This is a genomic window from Mesorhizobium sp. M1D.F.Ca.ET.231.01.1.1, assembly GCF_003999155.2.
GTDB lineage: Bacteria > Pseudomonadota > Alphaproteobacteria > Rhizobiales > Rhizobiaceae > Mesorhizobium.
The window spans coordinates 1-19943 of the sequence record NZ_RZOZ02000004.1 but is presented as its reverse complement, the minus strand read 5'-3'; the positions used below and the strand labels follow the sequence as shown (position 1 = coordinate 19943).

Here is a 19943-nt window from a genome sequence, read left to right as displayed (position 1 = left end):
CTTTTGGCTTCGGGGCCGTCCGAGTGTCGCTCACGCGGCTCTCTTGAATTTCGCAGAGGGCAGATCTAGAAGCGAACTTCTCTACCGCCAGCGGCGTGCCGCCCTCGTTCGTGGGGCGTATATAGTCGGGGGTTACTCGAACCGTCAACACCGATTTCGAACTTTTTTGAATTTTTTGCGACAAATTTTTCGGCGGCTATTTTTTCAAAGCCGACTGCCCTCGCGGCAGCCCCATGTCTGCCCACAACGAGCCCTATTGCCGCCGCATTGAGATTCGACATCGGAGCATACCAAGGGAGGCGCGCGCGTATGCGTGAGAGCCTTCACAACAGACGACAAGAGCACCGTTTTGTAGAGACGTGTGAGTGGGGATAACCGCCCGGCCTTGCCGCTTCGTTTGACTTCAACGGCCGCGACAGGCAAATGTCATGGCCGCAACGAACAACGACAAGCCGTTTCGTCCCGGGGAAGAAGCAGCCTTTCTGGATGCCAGACACGGAAGATGTCATAGCCGAACTCGGCAACGAGCCGCCGCTGATCGCGGACGGCCGCAGCGGTCCGCCTGACCGCCGCGAGGTCTCGGCGCGTTGGCTCTCGGGCACTTTCCTGACCGGCGTGACCTCGAGCGTGCTGATGGGCGTGGCCTTGTTCGCAGCGCTTGACGGGCGCCAGCAACTGGCGACGCCGCCGGAAATCGCCGAGCTCATCAACCTTGCCAGCGGCGGCGACGATTCCGGAGAGCAGGCCAAGACGACCAGGCTGGTCGCGCCGCGCCAGATCGCCAGGGCCAAGGACCGCCGGCGCATGGAAGTGTCGATGGTCACCAAGGTCGGCGACCGCGACGTTATCCACACCATGCCGTTCGTGCAGATCAAGATGGCGCTTGCGGCCGGCCACACCACCAGCCGCGCCTACCCGCCATTCGACCCTTTGCAGGTCTTCGGCGACGACGGCGACGACAATGCCCAGCCGGCCACCGCCACCGCGGCCGCCGGCCAGATCTACGGCGCCAAGGTCGAAAGCGAGATGAGCCTGAAGACGGTCGATTTCCCGATCGAGACGGCATCCTTCGACGAAAAGAGCGACCTCTCCGCCGACGAGGTGGAAAAGGTGGTGCGCGAAGCCGGCAACGGCTTGAGCGACGGCGCCGTCCAGGTTGCGGCGCTTCACTATGTCGATCCGCAGCGATTCGGCGACGCCTTCGCCGAGTCGATGGCCGGCTCCTACGACGTCAAGATCACGCCGGAGAACGTCTCGGTGACGCCGCGCGCCACGCTGGACGACCAGGCGCCGGCCTTTGCCGAGGAAATCATCCCTTTCACCAGCGACACCGACATAGCCGAGGCCTTCGCCGATTCGGGCTATACCGGCGACGACGCCACCGGCATGGCGGAAGCGATCGGCAAGCTCTTGAACGCCACGGCGCTCAAGGCCGGAACGGTGCTGCGCGTCGGCCTCGAGGTGCGCGGCGATATCGCCAAGGTGGTCCGCACCAGCGTCTATGACCGCACCACCCACATCGTCACCATCGCGCTCGACGATCGCGGACAGTTCGTGCCGGCGCAGGAGCCGGAGCCCAATCCCGAATTGCTGACGGCCTTCGATGATTCGCAGCCGGTGGTGGTGCGCGGCAACCTGCCCAACGTCTATGACGGCATCTACCGCACCGCCTACTCCTACGGCATGTCGAAAGCGATGACCCAGAAGCTGATCAAGCTTCTTGCCTCCGACGTCGATTTCCAGTCGCGGCTTTCGCCTTCCGACCGCCTCGAGGTCCTGTTCTCGCAGCCCGACGGCGACGACCAGACCTCCGACAACTCCGAGCTTCTCTACGTTTCGGCCAATTTCGGCGGCCAGACGCGCAATTTCTACCGCTTCCAGATGCAGGACGGCGGCACCGACTATTTCGACGAAAACGGGTCGAGCGCCAAGCAATTCCTGTTGCGCAACCCGCTGCCCAACGGCCGCTTCACCTCGGGCTTCGGCGCGCGGCGGCATCCGATTCTCGGTTATGTGCGCATGCATACCGGCACCGACTGGGCCGCGCCGATCGGATCGCCGATCATCGCCGCCGGCAACGGCGTGGTGGAGAAGGCCGGCTGGGCCGGCGGCTACGGCAAGCAGATCATCATCCGCCACGCCAATGGCTACGAGACCTCCTACAATCACCAGAGCGCTTTCGCCAAAGGCATCGAGCCCGGGGTCCATGTCCGCCAGGGCCAGGTGATCGGCTATCTCGGCCAGACCGGCCTGTCGACCGGACCGCATCTTCACTACGAGTTGATCGTCAATGGCACCAAGGTCGATTCGATGCGCGTCCGCCTGCCGGTCGGCAAGGTGCTGAAGGGCGACGATCTCGTCGCTTTCAAGAAAGAGCGCGAGCGGATCGACGACCTGCTCAAGCAGGAAGACGGCAATTCGCTGAAGGTCGCCAGCGCCAAGACCGATTCGCAGCTTCCCAATTAATCGCGTCGTTCGCCTCGCCGCGGCCAGGGGGACGCCTGCCCAGGCACGGTGAACCAGGCGACGAGCGACGACAGCAGGCAAAGCAGCGTCGTGACGGCGGCGACCGCGGCAAAAGCCGAATCGCTTGCCGCAATCCGCAACGCATCGAGATCGGCCGCGAGCCCGGACGTCGGCGGCTCGCCGAAACCGGGGATGCCGGCAGGATTGCCGGTCGACCGCGCGTAGACGAAAGCCGCGAGCGAGCCCATGGCCGCCACCGCGATCAGGCCGCCGACGCGCGACACGGCATTGTTGATGCCGGACGCCGCGCCCGTGTCCTTGTCTTCGACGGAAGTCATGACCGCCGTCGACAGCGGCGACACCACAAGCGCCATGCCAAGCCCCATCAAGGCCATCAGCGGAAAGGTCCCGGTCCAGAAATTATGGATGCCGGCGTGAGAGAGCAGGGTGAGCCCGGCAAAAGCTATGGCGACGACGAAGCTGCCGGCGGCGATAGGCAGGCGCGGGCCGATCTTGTCGGACCACTGGCCGACCGGCCCCGACAGCAGCGCGATCAATGCCGAAAGCGGCAGGAAGATGAAACCGACCTCGGCCGAGCTCAACCCCCAGCCCGCGATCAGGACCATCGGCAGGTAGAAGAGATTCGCCGAAAGCGCGAAGTAGAGGAAGAAGGTCGCTAGATTGGCGCCGGCGAAGGCGCCGATGCGAAACAGGCCAAGATCGATCATCGGCTCGCGCTGCCAGCGCTCGTAGAAGATGAAGAGGAAAAGCAGGACGACGCCGGCGACGATCGCCGGCCCGGCCATCATCCCGCTTCCCTCGGCGTTCATCGCCGTCAATCCATAGGCCAGCGATCCGAAGGCCAGCGTGGCGAGCGCGGCGCCGCCAAGGTCGAGGCTGCGCTGTTCGGTCGGCTGGTCGGCCGGGATCTTGAAGAGCAGCAGATAGATCGAAACCAGTCCGAGCGGCAGATTGACGGCAAAGATCGCGCGCCAGACGCCGTTGCCGAAGGTCGACAGCACAAAACCACCCAGCACCGGCCCGAGCGCCGTCGTCAGCGCCGAAGCGGCCGCCCAGATACCGATCGCCCGGCCACGCTCCTTCTTTGGATAGGCCTTGGCGATGATGGCCAGGCTGCCCGGCACCATGATGGCGGCGCCGATGCCCTGAATGGCGCGGAACGCGATCAGCACGGCCGGATTGGGCGCCAGCGCGCAGGCGAGCGAGGCCGCGATGAAGAGCGCGATGCCGGTCACGAATGCGCGCCTGGGGCCGAATCGGTCGCCGGCCGCGCCCCCTGCCAGAATCAGCGCCGAAAGCGTCAGCGCGTAGGCGTTGGAGATCCACTGCGCCTCCGCCAGGCCGGCGCCGAGATTGACGCGCAGCGCCGGCATGGCGATCGCCAGAACCGAACCGTCGATGAAGCCGAGCGCCGAGGCGAGGATCGCCGCCACCAGCACGAACTTGCGCTGCGTCTGCGGGCAGAACGTGCCGTTCGCGCGCGGCGCGGTCGAAATCGAATCGACGGTGGCTTCGTACAGTGACTGCATGAAAGCCTGCTTAGCTCTCCGGCGCATTCGTCACAACGAGCCAGAGGGTTGCTGTTTCTGAAACCAGATTGAACTGGCCGCATGGCCAGCGGAGCGGCATTCACGATGCAAACGAACCGCTGCGTGCTAGGTTCCGGCCCGTCGTCCGAACTTGCGCGCAAAAAGGGGGAAACCATGAAGCGGCCGCTCGAACCGTCAGCCGAAGGGCGCGGGCGCATCGTCGGCATAACCGACGGCGTCTTTGCCATCGCGCTGACCTTGATCGTGCTGGAGATCAGGGTGCCGGCGCATGAAGCGGTGCATTCGGAAGGCGAGCTGCTCGCGGCTGTCCTGGCACTCGCGCCGCGTTTCCTGACCTATGCGCTCAGCTTCCTGACGCTGACCATCTTCTGGTTCGGCCAGCAGGCGCAGCATAGCCTGATCGCGAAGTCGGACCGGCGGCTTGCGACGCTCAACCTCTGCTTTCTCGCCTTCATCGCGCTGCTGCCGTTCTCCACCGACCTGCTGGCCGACTTCCTCGAATTCCGGGTCGCGGTGCTCGTCTACTGGCTGAACCTTCTGATGCTCGGCATCACGCTGTTGGCGAGCTGGTGGTATGCCGAAAGGAATGGCATGCTGGTGGAGGATGTCGATGCGCAAACGAAACGCACCGTCTATCAGCGCATCGTCAAGGCGCAGATCCTGTGGGCGATCGGGGCATTGCTTTGCCTCATCACTCCGCTGCTGAGCATCGCCTTCATTTTGCTGGTGCAGCTGATCTATGCCGCCGCACTGCGCGGCTCATTGCTGCGTAAATTCATCGGTTGAGGTCCCGCCGACATCGGCGATTGATGGTCCGCCGACGAATTCCACTGTGACGCCCGGCGAGACCAGCTTGGCGAGTTCGCGAGCGTCCCAATTGGTCAGCCGCACGCAGCCATGGCTTTCGGTCTTGCCGATCTTGGAGGGGTCGGGCGTTCCGTGGATGCCGTAGGTCGGCTTGTCCAGCGCGATCCAGACCGAGCCGACCGGGCCGTTCGGCCCCGGCGGGATGGTCAGGATCCTGTCGTTCTGACCCTGCCTGAAATTGATGTTGGGATTGTAGGTGTAGTTCGGGTCGAGCGCGATGCGCGATACGGCGTGGATGCCGGTGGGCGACGGCGTGTCGGCCGAGCCGATGGTGGCCGGATAGGCGGCGACCAGCTTGCCGCTTGCGTCATAGGCGAAGACTTCCTTCTTCTCCTTGTCGGCGATGATGCGGGCGACCGGCGTCGACACCAGCGTGCCGAAATTGGCGACCTTGATGATGGTGCCGGGACGGTTGAAGTCGAGCCCCTTGTTGATCGACTTCAGATAGCCTTCGTCCATGTGGAAGCGCTCGGCGAGCGCCTCGGTGACGGAGGTGTAGCCCATGCGGTCGAGCTTGGCCTTTTGGCTGTAATCTTCCGGGATCGAGGCGACATAGGGCCCGGCCGCATCCTCCGGCGTGATCGTGTAGGAGGCGAACGCGTCGCCGCCAGACTGGGCGAGCGCCGTCTTGATGCCGACCGCATCGGTCGATTTCAGATTGCTGCCGGTGATCTGGTTATAGGCGGCCAAGGCCTTGTCGACATTGGAACCGAAGCGGCCGTCGATGACGCCCGGCGAAGCGCCGGCGCGGTCGAGCAGCACCTGGAGGTCGGCCACGTCCTGGCGCACGCCGAGCGACAGCGACGGATCGACGGTCGCCTTGCCGCCCGTATCCGGCGGCAGCGCGGACTCCGGAGTGGTCTGCAGCACTTCCCCCTGACCTGGCTGCGCCGGATCGATCGACGCCTCGTCCAGTGGCTGGCGCTGGATCGCGTCCGACTTCGGCGCCTCAGGATAGGTGGTGGCAAAGCCCTCGTCATTCGGCGCCGGCGGATAGGCGTCGACGGAATTGTCGTTATTGGGGTCGTTCTCGTCGACCGGCGGCGGAATGACCCTGCCCTCTTCTTCCAGCTGCCTGCGGCGGAAGCGGGCCATGTCGTCGGGATTGTCGAGATAGTAGCGGTCGTCGTCCTCGAGCGGCGCCCGCCCAAGCTCCTGCATCCGCTGCTGGCGGCGCAGGGCCCGGCGGTCGAGCCTCGTCCCCGGCGGCTGGATGGCGATGACCTTGCCGGTGTCGGCATCGACAAGAACCCGGTTGCCCCTGGCATCGTAATAGATGTCGATATTGCCGTCCTGGGCGAGCACGAGCGCGCCGTGTTGAGCGGGCCGGGCGGACTTCTGCACATCATCGCCGCTCGGTGCCGCGAGCGCACCGGAAGACACCAGCCCGGCCGCGAGTGCCGAAAGGGAAAAGATGGTGCGCAGCATGTGGGTCAGGCTCTCCGGTCGGCTCGGTCTTGGCAGGCGACAATTTCGCCAGCAAACCAGTTACCAAGGTTAAGGTTCCAACATGAACCGGGCATGAAGATGGCGGATTTCCGGCGTTTCACCATGATCCCGAACCGAATGTCAGCCCAGCCCTAGTTCGCTGCGCGCCAGTTTCGTCAGCTTCAGCACGACCAGGCGGTGGCTTTCGCGCAGATAGTCCTTCAGCGCCGCATCATCCATGCTCTGGCTTGTCTGGCGCTGGATCCACTTCATGCCGCGCGAGGCGAGATAGGGCGCGGGCCGGCAGCCCGGCTGTTCCTTCAGCACGTCGAAGGCCATGTCGGAACATTTGAAGCTGACGAAGACCTGGCCCTCCCGGTTATGACCGCCGATCGCGAACACCTTGCCGCCGACCTTCCACACATGGGCACCGCCCCACTGCACGACATGCGTTGCGGCGGGAAGCGAGGCGCAAAAGCCGTTGTAGTCCTCGAGCTTCAACGAATCGCCCTCTTCCCGATAACCGAGATCGGTATCGGTTTTGCAGCAAGGCCCTGGCGAAATGCAAGAGCGCGCCGCACCGGCCGGGTGCGACGCGCTCCAGGTATTTGTTTCACGCAATTCCGGACGGAAAACCGGCAGGCAGTTTCCTCGGATTGCTCCGCTCCGGCTCGAATCAGGCGGCGGCTTCGGCCGCCACCACGGTCGGCTTCGAGCGGAAGTTCAGGCGATCGGAGCCGGCGGTGACCTTGACGGTCGAGCCGTCGAGGATCTCGCCGAGCAGGATCTTCTCCGCCAGCGGGTCCTGCAGTTCCTTCTGCATCACCCGCTTCAGCGGCCTGGCGCCATAGGCCGGGTCGTAGCCCTTGGACGCCAGCCACTCGATCGCGTCGTGATCGAGCGAGAGCGTGATCTTGCGATCGACAAGCAGGTTCTCCAGCCGCTTGAGCTGGATCTCGACGATGCGGTCCATATCCTGGCGGCGCAGCCGGTGGAACAGGATCACTTCGTCGACGCGGTTGAGGAACTCCGGACGGAACGAGGCTCTCACCACGCCCATCACCTCGTCGCGCACGGCATCCACGTCCTGATCGTCGCGGAGATTGACCAGATATTCGGCACCGAGGTTCGACGTCATGATGATCAGCGTGTTGCGGAAGTCGACCGTGCGGCCCTGACCGTCGGTCAGCCGGCCGTCGTCGAGCACCTGCAGCAGCACGTTGAACACGTCCGGATGCGCCTTCTCGATCTCGTCGAACAGCACGACCTGATAGGGCCGGCGCCGCACCGCCTCGGTCAACGCGCCACCCTCCTCATAACCGACATAGCCGGGGGGCGCGCCGATCAGCCGGGCGACGGAGTGCTTCTCCATGAACTCCGACATGTCGATGCGCACCAGGGCGTTCTCGTCGTCGAACAGAAAGGCGGCGAGCGCCTTGGTGAGCTCCGTCTTGCCAACGCCGGTGGGGCCGAGGAACATGAACGAGCCGATCGGCCGGTTCGGATCCTGCAGACCCGCGCGGGCCCGCCGCACGGCCTTGGAGACCGCCTGCACCGCCTCGCCCTGGCCAACGACGCGCTTGCCGATCTCGTCTTCCATGCGCAACAGTTTCTCGCGTTGGCCCTCCAGCATCTTGTCGACAGGAATGCCGGTCCAGCGCGACACGACATGGGCGACGTGGTCGGGCGTGACCACCTCTTCCACCATGCCGGCCTTGCCGTCCTGGGCCTCGGCTTCCTTGAGCTTCTTCTCCAGTTCCGGGATCTTGCCATAGGCAAGCTCGCCGGCGCGCTGGAACTCGCCCTTGCGCTGGGCGATCGCCAGCTCGTTGCGCATCTCGTCGAGCTGCTTCTTCAGGTCGGCCGCAAGGCCAAGCTTTTGCTTCTCGGCCTGCCACTTGGCCGTCAGCTCGGTCGACTGCTCTTCAAGGTCGGCCAGCTCCTTCTCCAGCTTTGCCAGCCGATCCTTCGAGGCGTCGTCCTTCTCGACCTTCAGCGCCTCGCGCTCGATCTTAAGCTGCATGATACGGCGGTCGATCTCGTCCAGCGCCTCGGGCTTGGAATCGACCTGCATCCTCAGCCGCGACGCGGCCTCGTCGACCAGGTCGATCGCCTTGTCCGGCAGGAAGCGGTCGGCGATGTAGCGGTTGGACAGCGTCGCGGCCGAGACCAGCGCCGAATCGGAGATACGCACCTTGTGGTGCTGCTCGTATTTCTCCTTCAGGCCGCGCAGGATGGAGACGGTGTCCTCGACCGTCGGCTCGTCGACGAAGACGGGCTGGAAGCGGCGGGCAAGTGCGGCGTCCTTCTCGACATGCTTGCGGTATTCGTCGAGCGTGGTCGCGCCGACGCAGTGCAGCTCGCCACGCGCCAGAGCCGGCTTCAGAAGGTTCGATGCGTCCATCGCCCCGTCGGCCTTGCCCGCGCCGACCAGCGTGTGCATCTCGTCGATGAACAGGATGATGTTGCCGTTGGCCGAGGTGACCTCGTTGAGCACGGCCTTCAGCCGCTCCTCGAACTCGCCGCGATACTTGGCGCCGGCAATCAGCGCGCCCATGTCGAGCGCCATCAACTGCTTGTCCTTCAACGATTCCGGCACGTCGCCATTGACGATACGCAGCGCCAGGCCTTCGGCGATCGCCGTCTTGCCGACGCCGGGCTCGCCGATCAGCACGGGATTGTTCTTGGTGCGCCGCGACAGCACCTGGATGGTGCGGCGGATCTCGTCGTCACGGCCGATGACCGGATCGAGCTTGCCGGCGCGGGCGTCGGCGGTGAGATCCCGCGCGTATTTCTTCAACGCGTCGTAGCCCTGCTCGGCATTGGCCGAATCGGCGGTGCGGCCCTTGCGGACGTCGTTGATGACCTGGTTCAGCGCCTGCGCGGTGACGCCGGCCTTGGCCAGGATATCGGCGGTCTTGGCCGACTTCTCCATGGCGAGCGCCTGCAGCAGCCGCTCGACGGTGACGAAGCTGTCGCCGGCCTTCTTGGCCAGTTCCTCGGCGGTCGAGAACACCTTGGCGAGCGGCTGGGCGAGGTAGAGCTGGCCGTTGCCGCCTTCGACCTTGGGCATGGCCTCGAGCGCCGCCTCGACGCCGAGCTTGATGTCGCGGACGCGGCCGCCGGCGCGCTCGATCAAGGACGCGGCAAGGCCCTCGTCGTCGTCGACGAGCACCTTGAGCATATGTTCGGGAGTGAATTGCTGGTGGTTGCGCGAGAGCGCCATGGTCTGCGCGGACTGGATGAAACCGCGCACGCGCTCCGAGTATTTCTCAAGATTCATATCTGTCTCCTTCCATCACCGGCCCGCTTTGCGGCACCGGATCCGATTGCGGTGACGGACCCGCTCATTCGAGCCGGGCCCTGTTCAGCCGAGATATGGTGTATGGGCCCGGGTCTCTCAAGACGCCTTGATATCGGTCAACGCACAATATTCTAATGCATGTCGCCCAAAAGTGCGTCGCGGTTTGGGGGAGCGACAGGCATCAAAACAAGGACGCGGAAAAACGAAAACGGCGGAGATTTCTCTCCGCCGTCGAATGCCTGAAAAAGAACCCGGATCAGTTGCCGGGGATCAGTTATTTGCGTCGGCGACCGCCGGTTCGCCGGTACCGCCCGCCGGCTCGTTGGCGACGCTCTCGCTCGGCGCTGCACTCGCCGGCTCATTGGCAGTGACGACCGCGTCGTTGCGGTTCTCCGCGGCGCCGCCGTCATCGGCGGGGCTGTCCGCCCGGCCGGCATTGCCCTCATCGCTATTGCCCTGCCCGGCGCTGTAGCCCTGCTCGGCACTGCCGCGACCGCGACGTGGACGCCTCTGCCGGCGCCCGCCGCCATTGTCGGTCGCGGCTTCATTGCGCTCGGCCTGAGCGGCGAGGCCCGCCGGCGAGAAACTGTCGAACATCGGAGCCTGCTCTTCGGATACGAGCCCGGCTTCTGCGGACGCCTCAGGCTGCGCCTGTACCTCGCTGCGGCGATTCTGATCCAACTGTTGGCCGCCATGTTCGCCGCGCTGACCCTCGCCGCGCTGGCCCTCGCCGCGCTGGCCATTCTGGCCGTACTGGCCATAGCCGCCGTTGCGGCGGTCGCGGTGCCTGTCGCGGCCGTTGTCGCGCCGGTTGTTGTCGCGGCCGTTTTCCTGGTTGAAGCCGAGCTCGGCTGGCGTGCCTTCGATCACCGGCTGCGGCCCGGAACCGTTCGGCCCAGCCTGCGCCTCCCCGGCATTGCTGTTGCCGACGGTATCGAACTCGTCGCGATCCTCATCGATGTCGTCATCGAAATCGTCGCGGTTCTGCTGGGCGTTCTGGATCGGCATCTGCGCCTGCGCGGCGGCAATGATGCGATTGTAGTGTTCGGCGTGCTGGAGATAGTTCTCCGCCATCACCCGGTCGCCGGAGCTTTGCGCGTCACGGGCAAGTGCGGCGTATTTTTCGGCGATCTGCTGAGCCGATCCCCGGATTTTCACGTCCGGACCGTTGCTCTCGTAGTTGCGCGTCAGGGGATTGGGCCCCTTGCGGTTGTTGTTGCCACCGCCGCCATTATTATTGCGACCGCGCATGCGCCTGTTCTGCTGTTGTGGCCTCATTCGACTCTCTTCATGTGAATTTTTCTAAAACTCTTCGCGAACGGCGGCGCTCATGCAGCCAACCGTTTCGTTTTTTCACCGGCGTTCGCCCGCATCGATTGCGTTGGCGCCACGTGCCATCCTGTTCCGGTTACATCACTTGCCGGACGATTCCCGCACGAAGCATGGGCGTCGTTTGCGCAAGGAGGCAGCTATTTCCAAGGAAAACCGAATCGCTAAGAGCACTGCCTGCTTCGTCTCATCCGGTCAAGCCGGAACCTAACTGCATTCCCTAATGTTGCCAAGCGTTTTTTCGCACTGCATCAGGGGTTTCAACGCTCGAATACCAGAACCCTGTCGTTTCCACCGAAATCGCGCCGCGCCTCCGCCAGCCTGTAGCCGGTTGCCGCGAAGATCGCGGTGACCTCGCCTTGCTGCGTGTGGCCGATCTCGACCGCTACCTTGCCATGCGCTTCCAGAAACCCTTCCGCCTCTCCGGCGATGATCCTGTAGGGAACCAGACCATCCACGCCGCCATCGAGGGCCCGGCGTGGGTCGAAATCGCGGACCTCGTCCTGCAGATTTCCAATGTCTCGACTGGGTATATAGGGAGGGTTCGCGGCAATTACATGGTACCGGCCCGAAACTTTTTCAAACCAGTTGGAATGCAAGGCTTTGAAGCGCCCGCCGAGCCCCAGATCCTCGGCGTTTTTCGCGGCGGTCGCCAGCGCGCCAGCCGAAATGTCGACGCCGGTCGCGGTCGCGGCCGGCACGGCGCTGAGCAGCGCCAGCGCTATGGCGCCGGTTCCGGTGCCGAGATCGAGGATACGGCATTGGCCGAGCCTTTCGGCCGTTGCCCTGGCGAAGGGCAGGACCGCGTCGACCAGCGTCTCGGTGTCCGGGCGCGGCTCCAGCGTGTCCGGCGACAGCGACAGCCGCAGCCCGTAGAATTCGCGATAGCCGAGGATGCGATGCACCGGCTCGCCTGCGACGCGACGTCTCAGGGCCGCCTCGATCGTGGTTAAAGCCCCTGCATCGACCGGCTGACCGGGCTCGGTGATGGCCCGGGCGCGGGTCGTGCCGGAAAAATGCTCGACGATCAGCCTCGAATCGAGCGCCGGATCGGCGATGCCGGCGGCGGCGAGCCGCTCCCTCGCCACGCGCAGCAGCGGCCCGAGCGCGGCGGGCAGAGGATCAGCCATCAATGCCCATGTCGGCAAGCAGCTTCGACTGATGGTCGGCGATCAGCGCGTCGATCACCTCGTCGAGCTCGCCCATCATCACCCGGTCGAGCTTGTACAGCGTGAGGTTGATGCGGTGGTCGGTGAGCCGTCCCTGCGGGAAATTATAGGTGCGGATGCGTTCCGACCGGTCGCCGGAGCCGACCTGCAATTTTCGCGACGACGACCGCTCCTCATCCGCCCGGCTGCGCTCAAGGTCATAGAGCCGCGCGCGCAAAATCTGCATGGCGCGCGCCCGGTTCTGGTGTTGCGACTTCTCCGCCTGCACCACCATGATGCCGGTCGGCAGATGGGTGATGCGCACCGCCGAGTCCGTGGTGTTGACATGCTGGCCGCCGGAGCCGGAGGCGCGCATCGTGTCGATGCGGATGTCTTCAGCGCGGATCTCGATGTCGACCTCCTCGGCCTCGGGCAGCACGGCGACGGTGGCCGCCGAGGTATGAATGCGCCCGCCGGCCTCCGTCTCCGGCACGCGCTGCACGCGGTGCACGCCCGATTCGAACTTCAGATGCGCGAAAACGCCCTTGCCCGACACCGAGGCGATGATTTCCTTGTAGCCGCCGACTTCGCCTTCGCTGGCCGAGACGACCTCGAAACGCCAGCCGCGCGAGGCGGCATAGCGCTCATACATGCGAAACAGATCGCCGGCGAACAAAGCCGCCTCGTCGCCGCCGGTGCCGGCGCGGATTTCGAGGATGGCGTTCCTGTCGTCGGCGGCATCCTTGGGCAGAAGCAGGATCTGGATGTCCTTCTGCAGCGCCTCTATGTGCTCCTCGACCTGCGGCAGGTCCGCCTCGGCCAGCGCCCGCATGTCGGCGTCGGTTGCCTTGTCGGCGAGCATCGCTTCGAGGTCGGCCTGCTCCCGCTCGGCGGCGCGCAACGCCCGGATCTTGCCCACCATCTCCTGGATATCGGCATATTCCGAAGCCATCTTGACGTAGGCATCGGCGGCGGGACCGGCCGACATCTGCGCTTCGAGCATGTCGAAACGCTTGACGACTTGATCCATACGGTCGCGGGGCAGATTGATCATGGCAGGATGCTATAGCGGAATGGAGCGATCGTCGGCAAAGGCCTGCAGCAACGCGCGCATCGGCGTTCCTTGCGCCGGCGCCATCAGATTGTCCTTGAAGAAGGCTTCCAGCTCCTGCAACGGCAGCTCGGTCAGCATCGCCTTGACCGGGCCGATCGAGGCCGGCGACATCGAGATCGAGCGGAAGCCGAGGCCGATCAGCGCCATCGCCGAGATCGGCTTGCCGGCCAGCTCGCCGCAAAGCGTCACAGGTGTGTGGTTGCGCGCGCCGGCATCGGCGATCTGCTTCAGCACGCGCAGGAACGGCGCCGACAGCGTGTCGAAACGGTCGGCAAGCTGCGTGTTGCCGCGGTCGACGGCCATGATGAACTGGAAAAGGTCGTTGGAGCCGACCGAAACGAAATCGACCGCCTTCATCAGTTCGTCGAGCTGGAACAAGAGCGACGGCACCTCCAGCATCGCCCCGAGCTTGAGGCTCGTCGGCAGATGATGCGCAAAGCGTGACAGGTGCCGGACTTCGCGGTCGATGATCTCGCGCGCCTGCGCGATCTCCGAGAGCTCGGTCACCATCGGCAGCATCAGCTTCAGCTCGCGCCCGCCGCAGGCCTTGAGCAGCGCCCGGATCTGGGTCCTGAGCAGGCCGGGGCGGTCGAGGGTGAGCCGGATCGCCCGCCAGCCGAGCGCCGGGTTCTCCTCCTGTAGCGCGCCCTTGAAATAGGGCAGCACCTTGTCGCCGCCGATGTCGATGGTGCGGAAGGTGACCGGCTTGCCGCGCGCGGCGTCGAGCACGTCGCGGTAGAGCCGCTCCTGCGCCTCGGCGCGCGGGAAGGTCGAGGCGACCATGAACTGCAATTCGGTGCGGAACAGGCCGATGCCGGCCGCCCCCGATTCCGAAAGCTGCGGCAGGTCGACGGCCAGCCCGGCATTCATCAGGAGATCGACTGCAACGCCGTCCTTGGTCAGCGACGGCTTCTTGCGCAGTTCCCGGTAGACCTCCTGCCGCCGCGCCCGGAAACGGACTTTTTCGGCGTAGGCTGCCTCAAGATCGGACTGCGGCCGCAGATGGATGATGCCTTCCTCGCCGTCGACGATGATGGCGTCGCCGTTTTCCGACATCGAAACGGCGCCCTTGACCTGTCCGGCGACCGGAATGCCCATGGCGCGCGCGACGATGACGACATGGCTGGTCGCCGCGCCATCCTCCAGCACCAGGCCGCGCAGCTTGCCCCTCGGATAGTCGAGCAGTTCGGCGGCGCCCATCGAGCGGGCGACGATGATGGCGTCCTTGGGCAGCGAGGCCGCGACGTCCTCCGGTCCGCGGCCCATCAGCTGGCGCAAGAGCCGGTTGGCGAGATCGTCGAAATCGCTCATGCGCTCGCGCAGATAAGGGTCGGTCATGTGCAGCATGCGCGCGCGCATGTCGCTCTGCACCTTTTCCACCGCCGCTTCCGCCGTCAGGCCGTTGCGGATCGCCTCTTCCAGCCGGCGCACCCAGCCGCGGTCGTTGGCGAACATCCGGTAGGCTTCGAGCACCTCGCGATGCTCGCCCTCGAAGGCGACGTCGCGGCGCTCCAGCATGTCGTCGATCGACAGCCTCAGCGAACCGAGCGAGCGGTCGAGACGGCGCACCTCCTCCTCGCTGTCCTCGTTGAACAGGTTGGTGACGACGATGCGCGGCTCGTGCAGCACGACATGGCCGAGCCCGACGCCGTCGTTGAAGGAAAGGCCGGTGAAGCTTGCCGGACGGCGCAGGTCCAGTTCCAGCCCCGGCCGGGTGAGGCGGGCGAGATCGCCGGTGGCGATCATCTCGGCGATCACCATCGCCGTCGTCTCCAGCGCCTCAATCTCGTCTTCGCGGTACTGCCGCATCGTCTTGTTCTGCACGACCAGGACGCCGAGCGTGCGCCCCGCCCGCAGCACCGGAACGCCGAGGAAGGAATGGTAGATCTCTTCGCCGGTCTCCGGCAGATACTGGAAGGCCGGGTGTTCCTGCGCGTTGGAGAGATTGAGCGGCCGCGCGCTGGCGGCGATCGTGCCGACCAGGCCCTGGCCGAGCCTCAGTTGCGCGAGGTGGACGGCCTTGGGGTTCAGACCTTCGGTGGCGTAGAGCTCGAGCACCGAATCGGCGCGCAGCACATAGAGCGAGCACACCTCGGCGACCATGTTGGAGGCGATGTCGCGCACGATGCGGTCGAGCCGCTCCTGCGGCTCCAGCGGCTCCTGCATGAGCTCGCGGAGCCGTTTCAGCAGAACGCGCGGGCCACCGGCCATGTCACGCATCGCGGCTTCTTCTCCAATGGGCACGTTGCCCGCCGCAGTTTCTCCCGCGGCCGGCGCTCACGCAACAACTGACTCAGTTCTTGCTATTGCTTATCGAGCCCGTACACGGAATGCAAAGTACGAACTGCAAGTTCCGTATAGGGACCGTCGATCAATATCGAGATTTTGATCTCGGACGTGGTGATCGCCCGGATATTGATCGCCTTGTCGGCCAGCGCCTTGAACGCGGTGGCGGCCACGCCGGCATGGCTTCGCATGCCGATGCCGATGACCGAGACCTTCGACATGCCGGCTTCCGATTGCACGACGTCGTAACCGACATCCGCCTTCAGCCGCTCGAGCACGGCCAGCGCCTTGTCGACGTCGCCCGACGGCACCGTGAAGGTCATGTCGGTGAACTTGCCGTCCTCGGAGATGTTCTGGACGATCATGTCGACATTGATGTTGGCCTCGGCCAGCGGGCCGAAGATGCCGGCGGCAACGCCTGGGCGGTCGCCGACGCGGCGCAGCGAAATCTGCGCTTCGTCCTTGGCGTAGGCAATTCCGGTGACGACCTGCTGTTCCACGATCTCTTCCTCGTCGCAAATAAGCGTTCCGGGCGGATTGAGCAAATCCCCCATTCCGGGCGCGTCGGGATCGTCGAAGGACGACCGCACAAAGGTACGCACCCTGTGCACCATGGCAAGCTCGACCGACCGCACCTGCAGCACCTTGGCGCCGAGCGAGGCCATCTCGAGCATTTCCTCGAAGGAAATCTTGGCCAGCCGCCGCGCCTTCGGCTCGATGCGCGGGTCGGTCGTGTAGACGCCGTCGACGTCGGTATAGATGTCGCAGCGGTCGGCCTTGACCGCCGCCGCGATCGCCACCGCGCTGGTGTCGGAGCCGCCGCGGCCGAGCGTTGCGATGCGGTTGTCCGGACCGATGCCCTGGAAACCGGCAATGACCGCCACCTGGCCCTCGCCGAAGCGCTTGACCAGGAAGGCGCCGTCGATGTCGAGGATGCGCGCCGCCCCATGGGCGTTGTCGGTCTTGATCGGGATCTGCCAGCCCTGCCAGGAGCGGGCATGCACGCCCATATTCTGCAGGGCGATCGCCAACAGGCCGGCAGTAACCTGCTCGCCGGAAGCGACGACGGCGTCATATTCGCGCGCGTCGTGCATCGGCGAGGCCTCGCGCGTCCAGGCGACCAGCTCGTTGGTCTTGCCGGCCATGGCCGAAACCACCACGGCGACCTCGTGGCCGGCATCGACCTCGCGTTTGACATGGCGCGCCACATTGCGGATGCGGGCGATGTCGGCGACCGAGGTTCCGCCGAATTTCATCACGATGCGCGCCATGGGAGCGAGATGCCTTTGACTGAAGCCGGCCCAGGGCCGGAAACGGAAAGATGCGCCCGGCAAGGCCGAGCCGCGGAAATGCGCGGCCTCCTTAGCCAAAACAGCAAAGCTTCGCAAGCGATGGCGGGATAACAGGGCTCCAGGCGGTGCGCGGTCTCCTGACAGATTCCTGCGACCTTCATGCGATAAGGTCGGGGAAGACCATGGAGGAATCGATGACCGAGACGCTGGAGATCGTCAGCTTCCGCCTGAAGCCGGAGGCTGCAGGTGATTTTGTCGCCCAAAATGGCGTCGTCACCGGCTGGCTCGCGCGCCAGCCCGGCTTTCTCAGCCGCCATCTCGGCACGCGCGAGGATGGAAGCTGGATCGATGTCGTGCGCTGGCAAAGCCTCGAACGGGCCCAGTCGGCGGCGCAGCGGATCATGGCCGAGATCGGCGATTGCGAGGCGATGCGGGCGATCGAGCCGGCCAGCGTGGCCATGAGTCATGCGGCGGTCGCGCTGTCGCGTTGACCAGGATTGCCGCCCGGGAAGCACAGCGCATTCTTGGCAGCAGCCAAAAAACCTGCCTTGACATTCCTTCCACCACGCCCGACTTCCTAGCGTTCCCCGAGTTCCTGGCGTTCGAGGAGACCCGCCCATGCCTGAGCCCCGCCGATCGACCATCGATGCCGGAGAAGTCGAGCGCTTTTCCGCCCTTGCCGCCGAATGGTGGAACCCGAACGGCAAGTTCCGGCCGCTGCACAAGTTCAACCCTGTGCGCCTTGCCTATATCCGCGACCAGGTGGCGGCGCGCTTCGGTCGCGATCCGCGCGCGGCGAGGCCGTTCGAGGGCCTACGCTTCCTCGACATCGGCTGCGGCGGCGGGCTTTTGTGCGAGCCGATGGCGCGGCTTGGCGCCGAGGTGGTCGGCGCCGACGCCTCGGCCACCAACATCGAGGTCGCCAAGCTGCATGCGGCGGAGGCCGGCGTCAGCGTCGACTATCGCGCCACCACGGCCGAAGCACTGGCCGACGCCGGGGAGACCTTCGACGTCATCCTCAACATGGAGGTGGTCGAGCATGTCGCCGATGTCGATCTGTTCGTCGCCAAATGCAGTGAGATGGTCCGGCCTGGCGGCATCATGTTCGTGGCCACCATCAACCGCACGCTGAAGGCGCTTGGCCTTGCCATCATCGGCGCCGAATATGTGCTGCGCTGGCTGCCGCGCGGCACCCACCAGTTCGGCAAGCTGGTGCGGCCCGACGAACTGGCGAAGGCGCTCGGCGCGGCGGGGCTCAAGATCATCGACCGCACCGGCGTCATCTATCATCCGCTGGCCGACCGCTGGCAGAAGTCCAAGGACATGGACGTCAACTACATGGTGCTGGCCGAGAAGGCTTCGGTCTGACTGGCCAACATTGCGGTTTTGGACTTAGAGCGCGTCGCGTAGAAGCGGATTCAGGCGACGCACTTTAAGTCTTTGTTTTTATGCATGTCGTTATCCCAAAGCCGCTGCACACTTCCGGGGCGACATGCATTAGGCCGCCTGGCTTTGCAGCTTCGTGCTTGGCTGGCTCTGCGCCTTGGTGGTGATGAACACGCCGGCGGTGATGATGGCGGCACCTAGCCAGGTCAAAAGCTGATAGTGCTCGCCGAGGAAGATCGTGCCGGCAAAGAGCCCGACGGCCGCCGCCACATAGCCGATCTGGCTGAGATAGACCGGGCCGCCGACCGCCTGCAGCCGGAAGAAGAAAGCAAACATCGCCGAAGCCGACGCCACTTGTCCGGCGACCACCAGCGGCACGGCGCCGAGCGGGGCGAACGCCTGCCAGCCGAACAGCGCCAGGATGCCGAGGAGAAGCAAGGTGGCCGATGCCAGATGACTGCCGACGGCGAGTTCGATCGGGCCCGTATCCTTGGGCCAGTCGACCGTGCGGTAGATGTTGCCGGCGGCGAGGCTGACCGGGATAAGCAGGCCCATCGCCACCCAGAAATAATCGGCGGGCTGGCCGGCCTCGCCCCGAGTGAGCGCGACCATGACCGCGCCGACGAAACCGACGGCGATGCCGACGACGCCGGTGAGGTTGGGCTGACGCACGCCGAGCAGGATCGAGAACACGAGCGTGACGACCGGCGACAGCGTGAACATGATGCCGGTGTAGCCGGCGCCTAGATGCGGAATGGCCGAGAACATCAAGAGATTGGGAAAGGCATAGGACACCGCCGCCGTGACAAAGAAATAGCGCAGCTTGTGCGCCGTCAGCCGGATGCGCTGGCCAAGCAGCAGAAGCGCGATCAGCAGCACGCCGCCGGCGCCGAGCGAGATAACGAAGGCCCAGACCATGGCCGGCACGCCGGCAGCGGTCGCAAGCTTGCCGAAGGGCAGCGTCATGCCCAGCAGTCCGCCGGTGACGATCAGAAGCCCAGCGGCTGAATCCCAGAGAAATTTCATCGGATGATCCCGTCGTTCAAGCGCGGCACTTGGCCTGCATCTCTTCTCGAGTTAAGATAGCGAAAAGATTCTTAATGTCAAGATACTTTGGGGTGAGGCACATGGACCGTGCAGCGAGAGCGATCGAGCAATGGCGGAGAGAGCGGCCCGACCTGGACGTTTCGCCGATGGGCGTGATCGGACGGTTGAACGAAGCTGCCTCGCTGATCTCGCGCGAACGGCTGGCGCCGCTGTTTGCGCGCTTCGGATTGCAGCAAGGCGAGTTCGACGTGTTGGCGACCTTGCGCCGGTCGGGCGCGCCGTACGCGCTCACGCCGACCGAGCTTTACGAGGCGACGATGGTCACCTCCGGCGCCATGACCGCCCGCCTCGACCGGCTGGAGAAGGCCGGCCTGATCCGGCGCGCGCCGCACCCAAGCGACCGGCGCGGGGTTGTCGTGGAACTCACGGCGAAAGGCCTCGCGCTCGTCGACGAAGCGCTTGCCGCCCATGTCGCCAACGAACACCAGATCCTCGCCGGATTGACAGGCCAGGACCGGGATATGCTGGCAAGATTGCTGGAAAAGCTGATCGGAAGCTTGAGCTAGGTGTTTGATCCCGGCATTTGATGGTGCATTGTTTTCCCAAGAATGGAAGGATGCACTATGGGCCAGGTTCTTCACGGCAGCGCCACAACGACAGAGGCGATCCGTCGAACAATACAGAATAGTCAAGAGAGCCTGAGAA

15 protein-coding genes are annotated in these 19943 nt (G+C 64.9%); 5 read left to right on the top strand and 10 right to left on the bottom strand.

Going from position 1 to position 19943, the window contains the following annotated elements; genetic code table 11:
* Positions 1 to 486: 486 nt before the first annotated feature.
* Positions 487 to 2466 (top strand): M23 family metallopeptidase, encoded by a 1980-nt coding sequence (locus EN874_RS12660; protein ID WP_127428767.1) that lies wholly within the window; start codon positions 487 to 489, stop codon positions 2464 to 2466.
* On the opposite strand, the gene EN874_RS12655 is transcribed toward EN874_RS12660, so the two are convergent.
* Complete coding sequence (locus EN874_RS12655) at positions 2463 to 4016, bottom strand: MFS transporter (protein WP_127428768.1); 1554 nt, start codon at positions 4014 to 4016, stop codon at positions 2463 to 2465. The genes EN874_RS12660 and EN874_RS12655 overlap by 4 nt on opposite strands.
* A gap of 174 nt (positions 4017 to 4190) precedes the next feature.
* Between EN874_RS12655 and EN874_RS12650 the strand changes: the two genes are divergently transcribed.
* On the top strand, positions 4191 to 4823 hold the full coding sequence (locus EN874_RS12650) for a TMEM175 family protein (protein WP_127428769.1): 633 nt from the start codon (positions 4191 to 4193) through the stop codon (positions 4821 to 4823).
* On the opposite strand, the gene EN874_RS12645 is transcribed toward EN874_RS12650, so the two are convergent.
* The 8 genes from EN874_RS12645 to EN874_RS12610 all read right to left on the bottom strand — a co-directional run bounded on the left by EN874_RS12645 (position 4797) and on the right by EN874_RS12610 (position 16784).
* The gene (locus EN874_RS12645) at positions 4797 to 6332 is read right to left on the bottom strand and encodes a L,D-transpeptidase family protein (RefSeq protein ID WP_127428770.1); all 1536 of its coding nucleotides are present in this window, start codon (positions 6330 to 6332) and stop codon (positions 4797 to 4799) included. The genes EN874_RS12650 and EN874_RS12645 overlap by 27 nt on opposite strands.
* A gap of 141 nt (positions 6333 to 6473) precedes the next feature.
* Positions 6474 to 6833, bottom strand: coding sequence for an MmcQ/YjbR family DNA-binding protein (locus EN874_RS12640; RefSeq protein WP_127428771.1), 360 nt, complete (start codon positions 6831 to 6833; stop codon positions 6474 to 6476).
* 175 nt (positions 6834 to 7008) lie between these two features.
* Positions 7009 to 9615, bottom strand: a complete 2607-nt coding sequence (gene clpB, locus EN874_RS12635) for an ATP-dependent chaperone ClpB (RefSeq protein ID WP_127428772.1) — start codon at positions 9613 to 9615, stop codon at positions 7009 to 7011.
* Between the two features lie 291 nt (positions 9616 to 9906).
* Positions 9907 to 10887 (bottom strand): DUF4167 domain-containing protein, encoded by a 981-nt coding sequence (locus tag EN874_RS12630; protein WP_245513551.1) that lies wholly within the window; start codon positions 10885 to 10887, stop codon positions 9907 to 9909.
* A gap of 338 nt (positions 10888 to 11225) precedes the next feature.
* A complete protein-coding gene (gene prmC, locus EN874_RS12625) occupies positions 11226 to 12095 on the bottom strand; it encodes a peptide chain release factor N(5)-glutamine methyltransferase (protein WP_127428774.1) in 870 nt (289 codons plus the stop codon).
* On the bottom strand, positions 12088 to 13167 hold the full coding sequence (gene prfA, locus EN874_RS12620) for a peptide chain release factor 1 (protein WP_127428775.1): 1080 nt from the start codon (positions 13165 to 13167) through the stop codon (positions 12088 to 12090). The genes prmC and prfA overlap by 8 nt, the downstream gene beginning before the upstream one ends.
* Positions 13168 to 13176: 9 nt before the next feature.
* Positions 13177 to 15447, bottom strand: a complete 2271-nt coding sequence (gene ptsP / locus EN874_RS12615) for a phosphoenolpyruvate--protein phosphotransferase (RefSeq protein ID WP_127428776.1) — start codon at positions 15445 to 15447, stop codon at positions 13177 to 13179.
* An 83-nt stretch (positions 15448 to 15530) separates the two neighbouring features.
* Positions 15531 to 16784: an aspartate kinase gene (locus EN874_RS12610; RefSeq protein ID WP_127428777.1), complete on the bottom strand. Its 1254-nt coding sequence runs from the start codon at positions 16782 to 16784 to the stop codon at positions 15531 to 15533.
* A gap of 215 nt (positions 16785 to 16999) precedes the next feature.
* On the opposite strand from EN874_RS12610, the gene EN874_RS12605 reads away from it, so the two are divergent.
* Positions 17000 to 17296: a hypothetical protein gene (locus tag EN874_RS12605; protein WP_127428778.1), complete on the top strand. Its 297-nt coding sequence runs from the start codon at positions 17000 to 17002 to the stop codon at positions 17294 to 17296.
* 127 nt (positions 17297 to 17423) lie between these two features.
* Positions 17424 to 18173, top strand: coding sequence for a bifunctional 2-polyprenyl-6-hydroxyphenol methylase/3-demethylubiquinol 3-O-methyltransferase UbiG (gene ubiG, locus EN874_RS12600; RefSeq protein WP_127428779.1), 750 nt, complete (start codon positions 17424 to 17426; stop codon positions 18171 to 18173).
* Positions 18174 to 18302: 129 nt separating this feature from the next.
* Here ubiG and EN874_RS12595 read toward each other — a convergent pair whose 3' ends face one another.
* Positions 18303 to 19217 carry a DMT family transporter gene (locus EN874_RS12595; RefSeq protein ID WP_127428780.1) on the bottom strand — a complete coding sequence of 305 codons (915 nt, stop codon included), beginning with the start codon at positions 19215 to 19217 and terminating at the stop codon, positions 18303 to 18305.
* 101 nt (positions 19218 to 19318) lie between these two features.
* Between EN874_RS12595 and EN874_RS12590 the strand changes: the two genes are divergently transcribed.
* A complete protein-coding gene (locus tag EN874_RS12590) occupies positions 19319 to 19804 on the top strand; it encodes a MarR family transcriptional regulator (RefSeq protein WP_127428781.1) in 486 nt (161 codons plus the stop codon).
* Positions 19805 to 19943 lie beyond the last annotated feature (139 nt).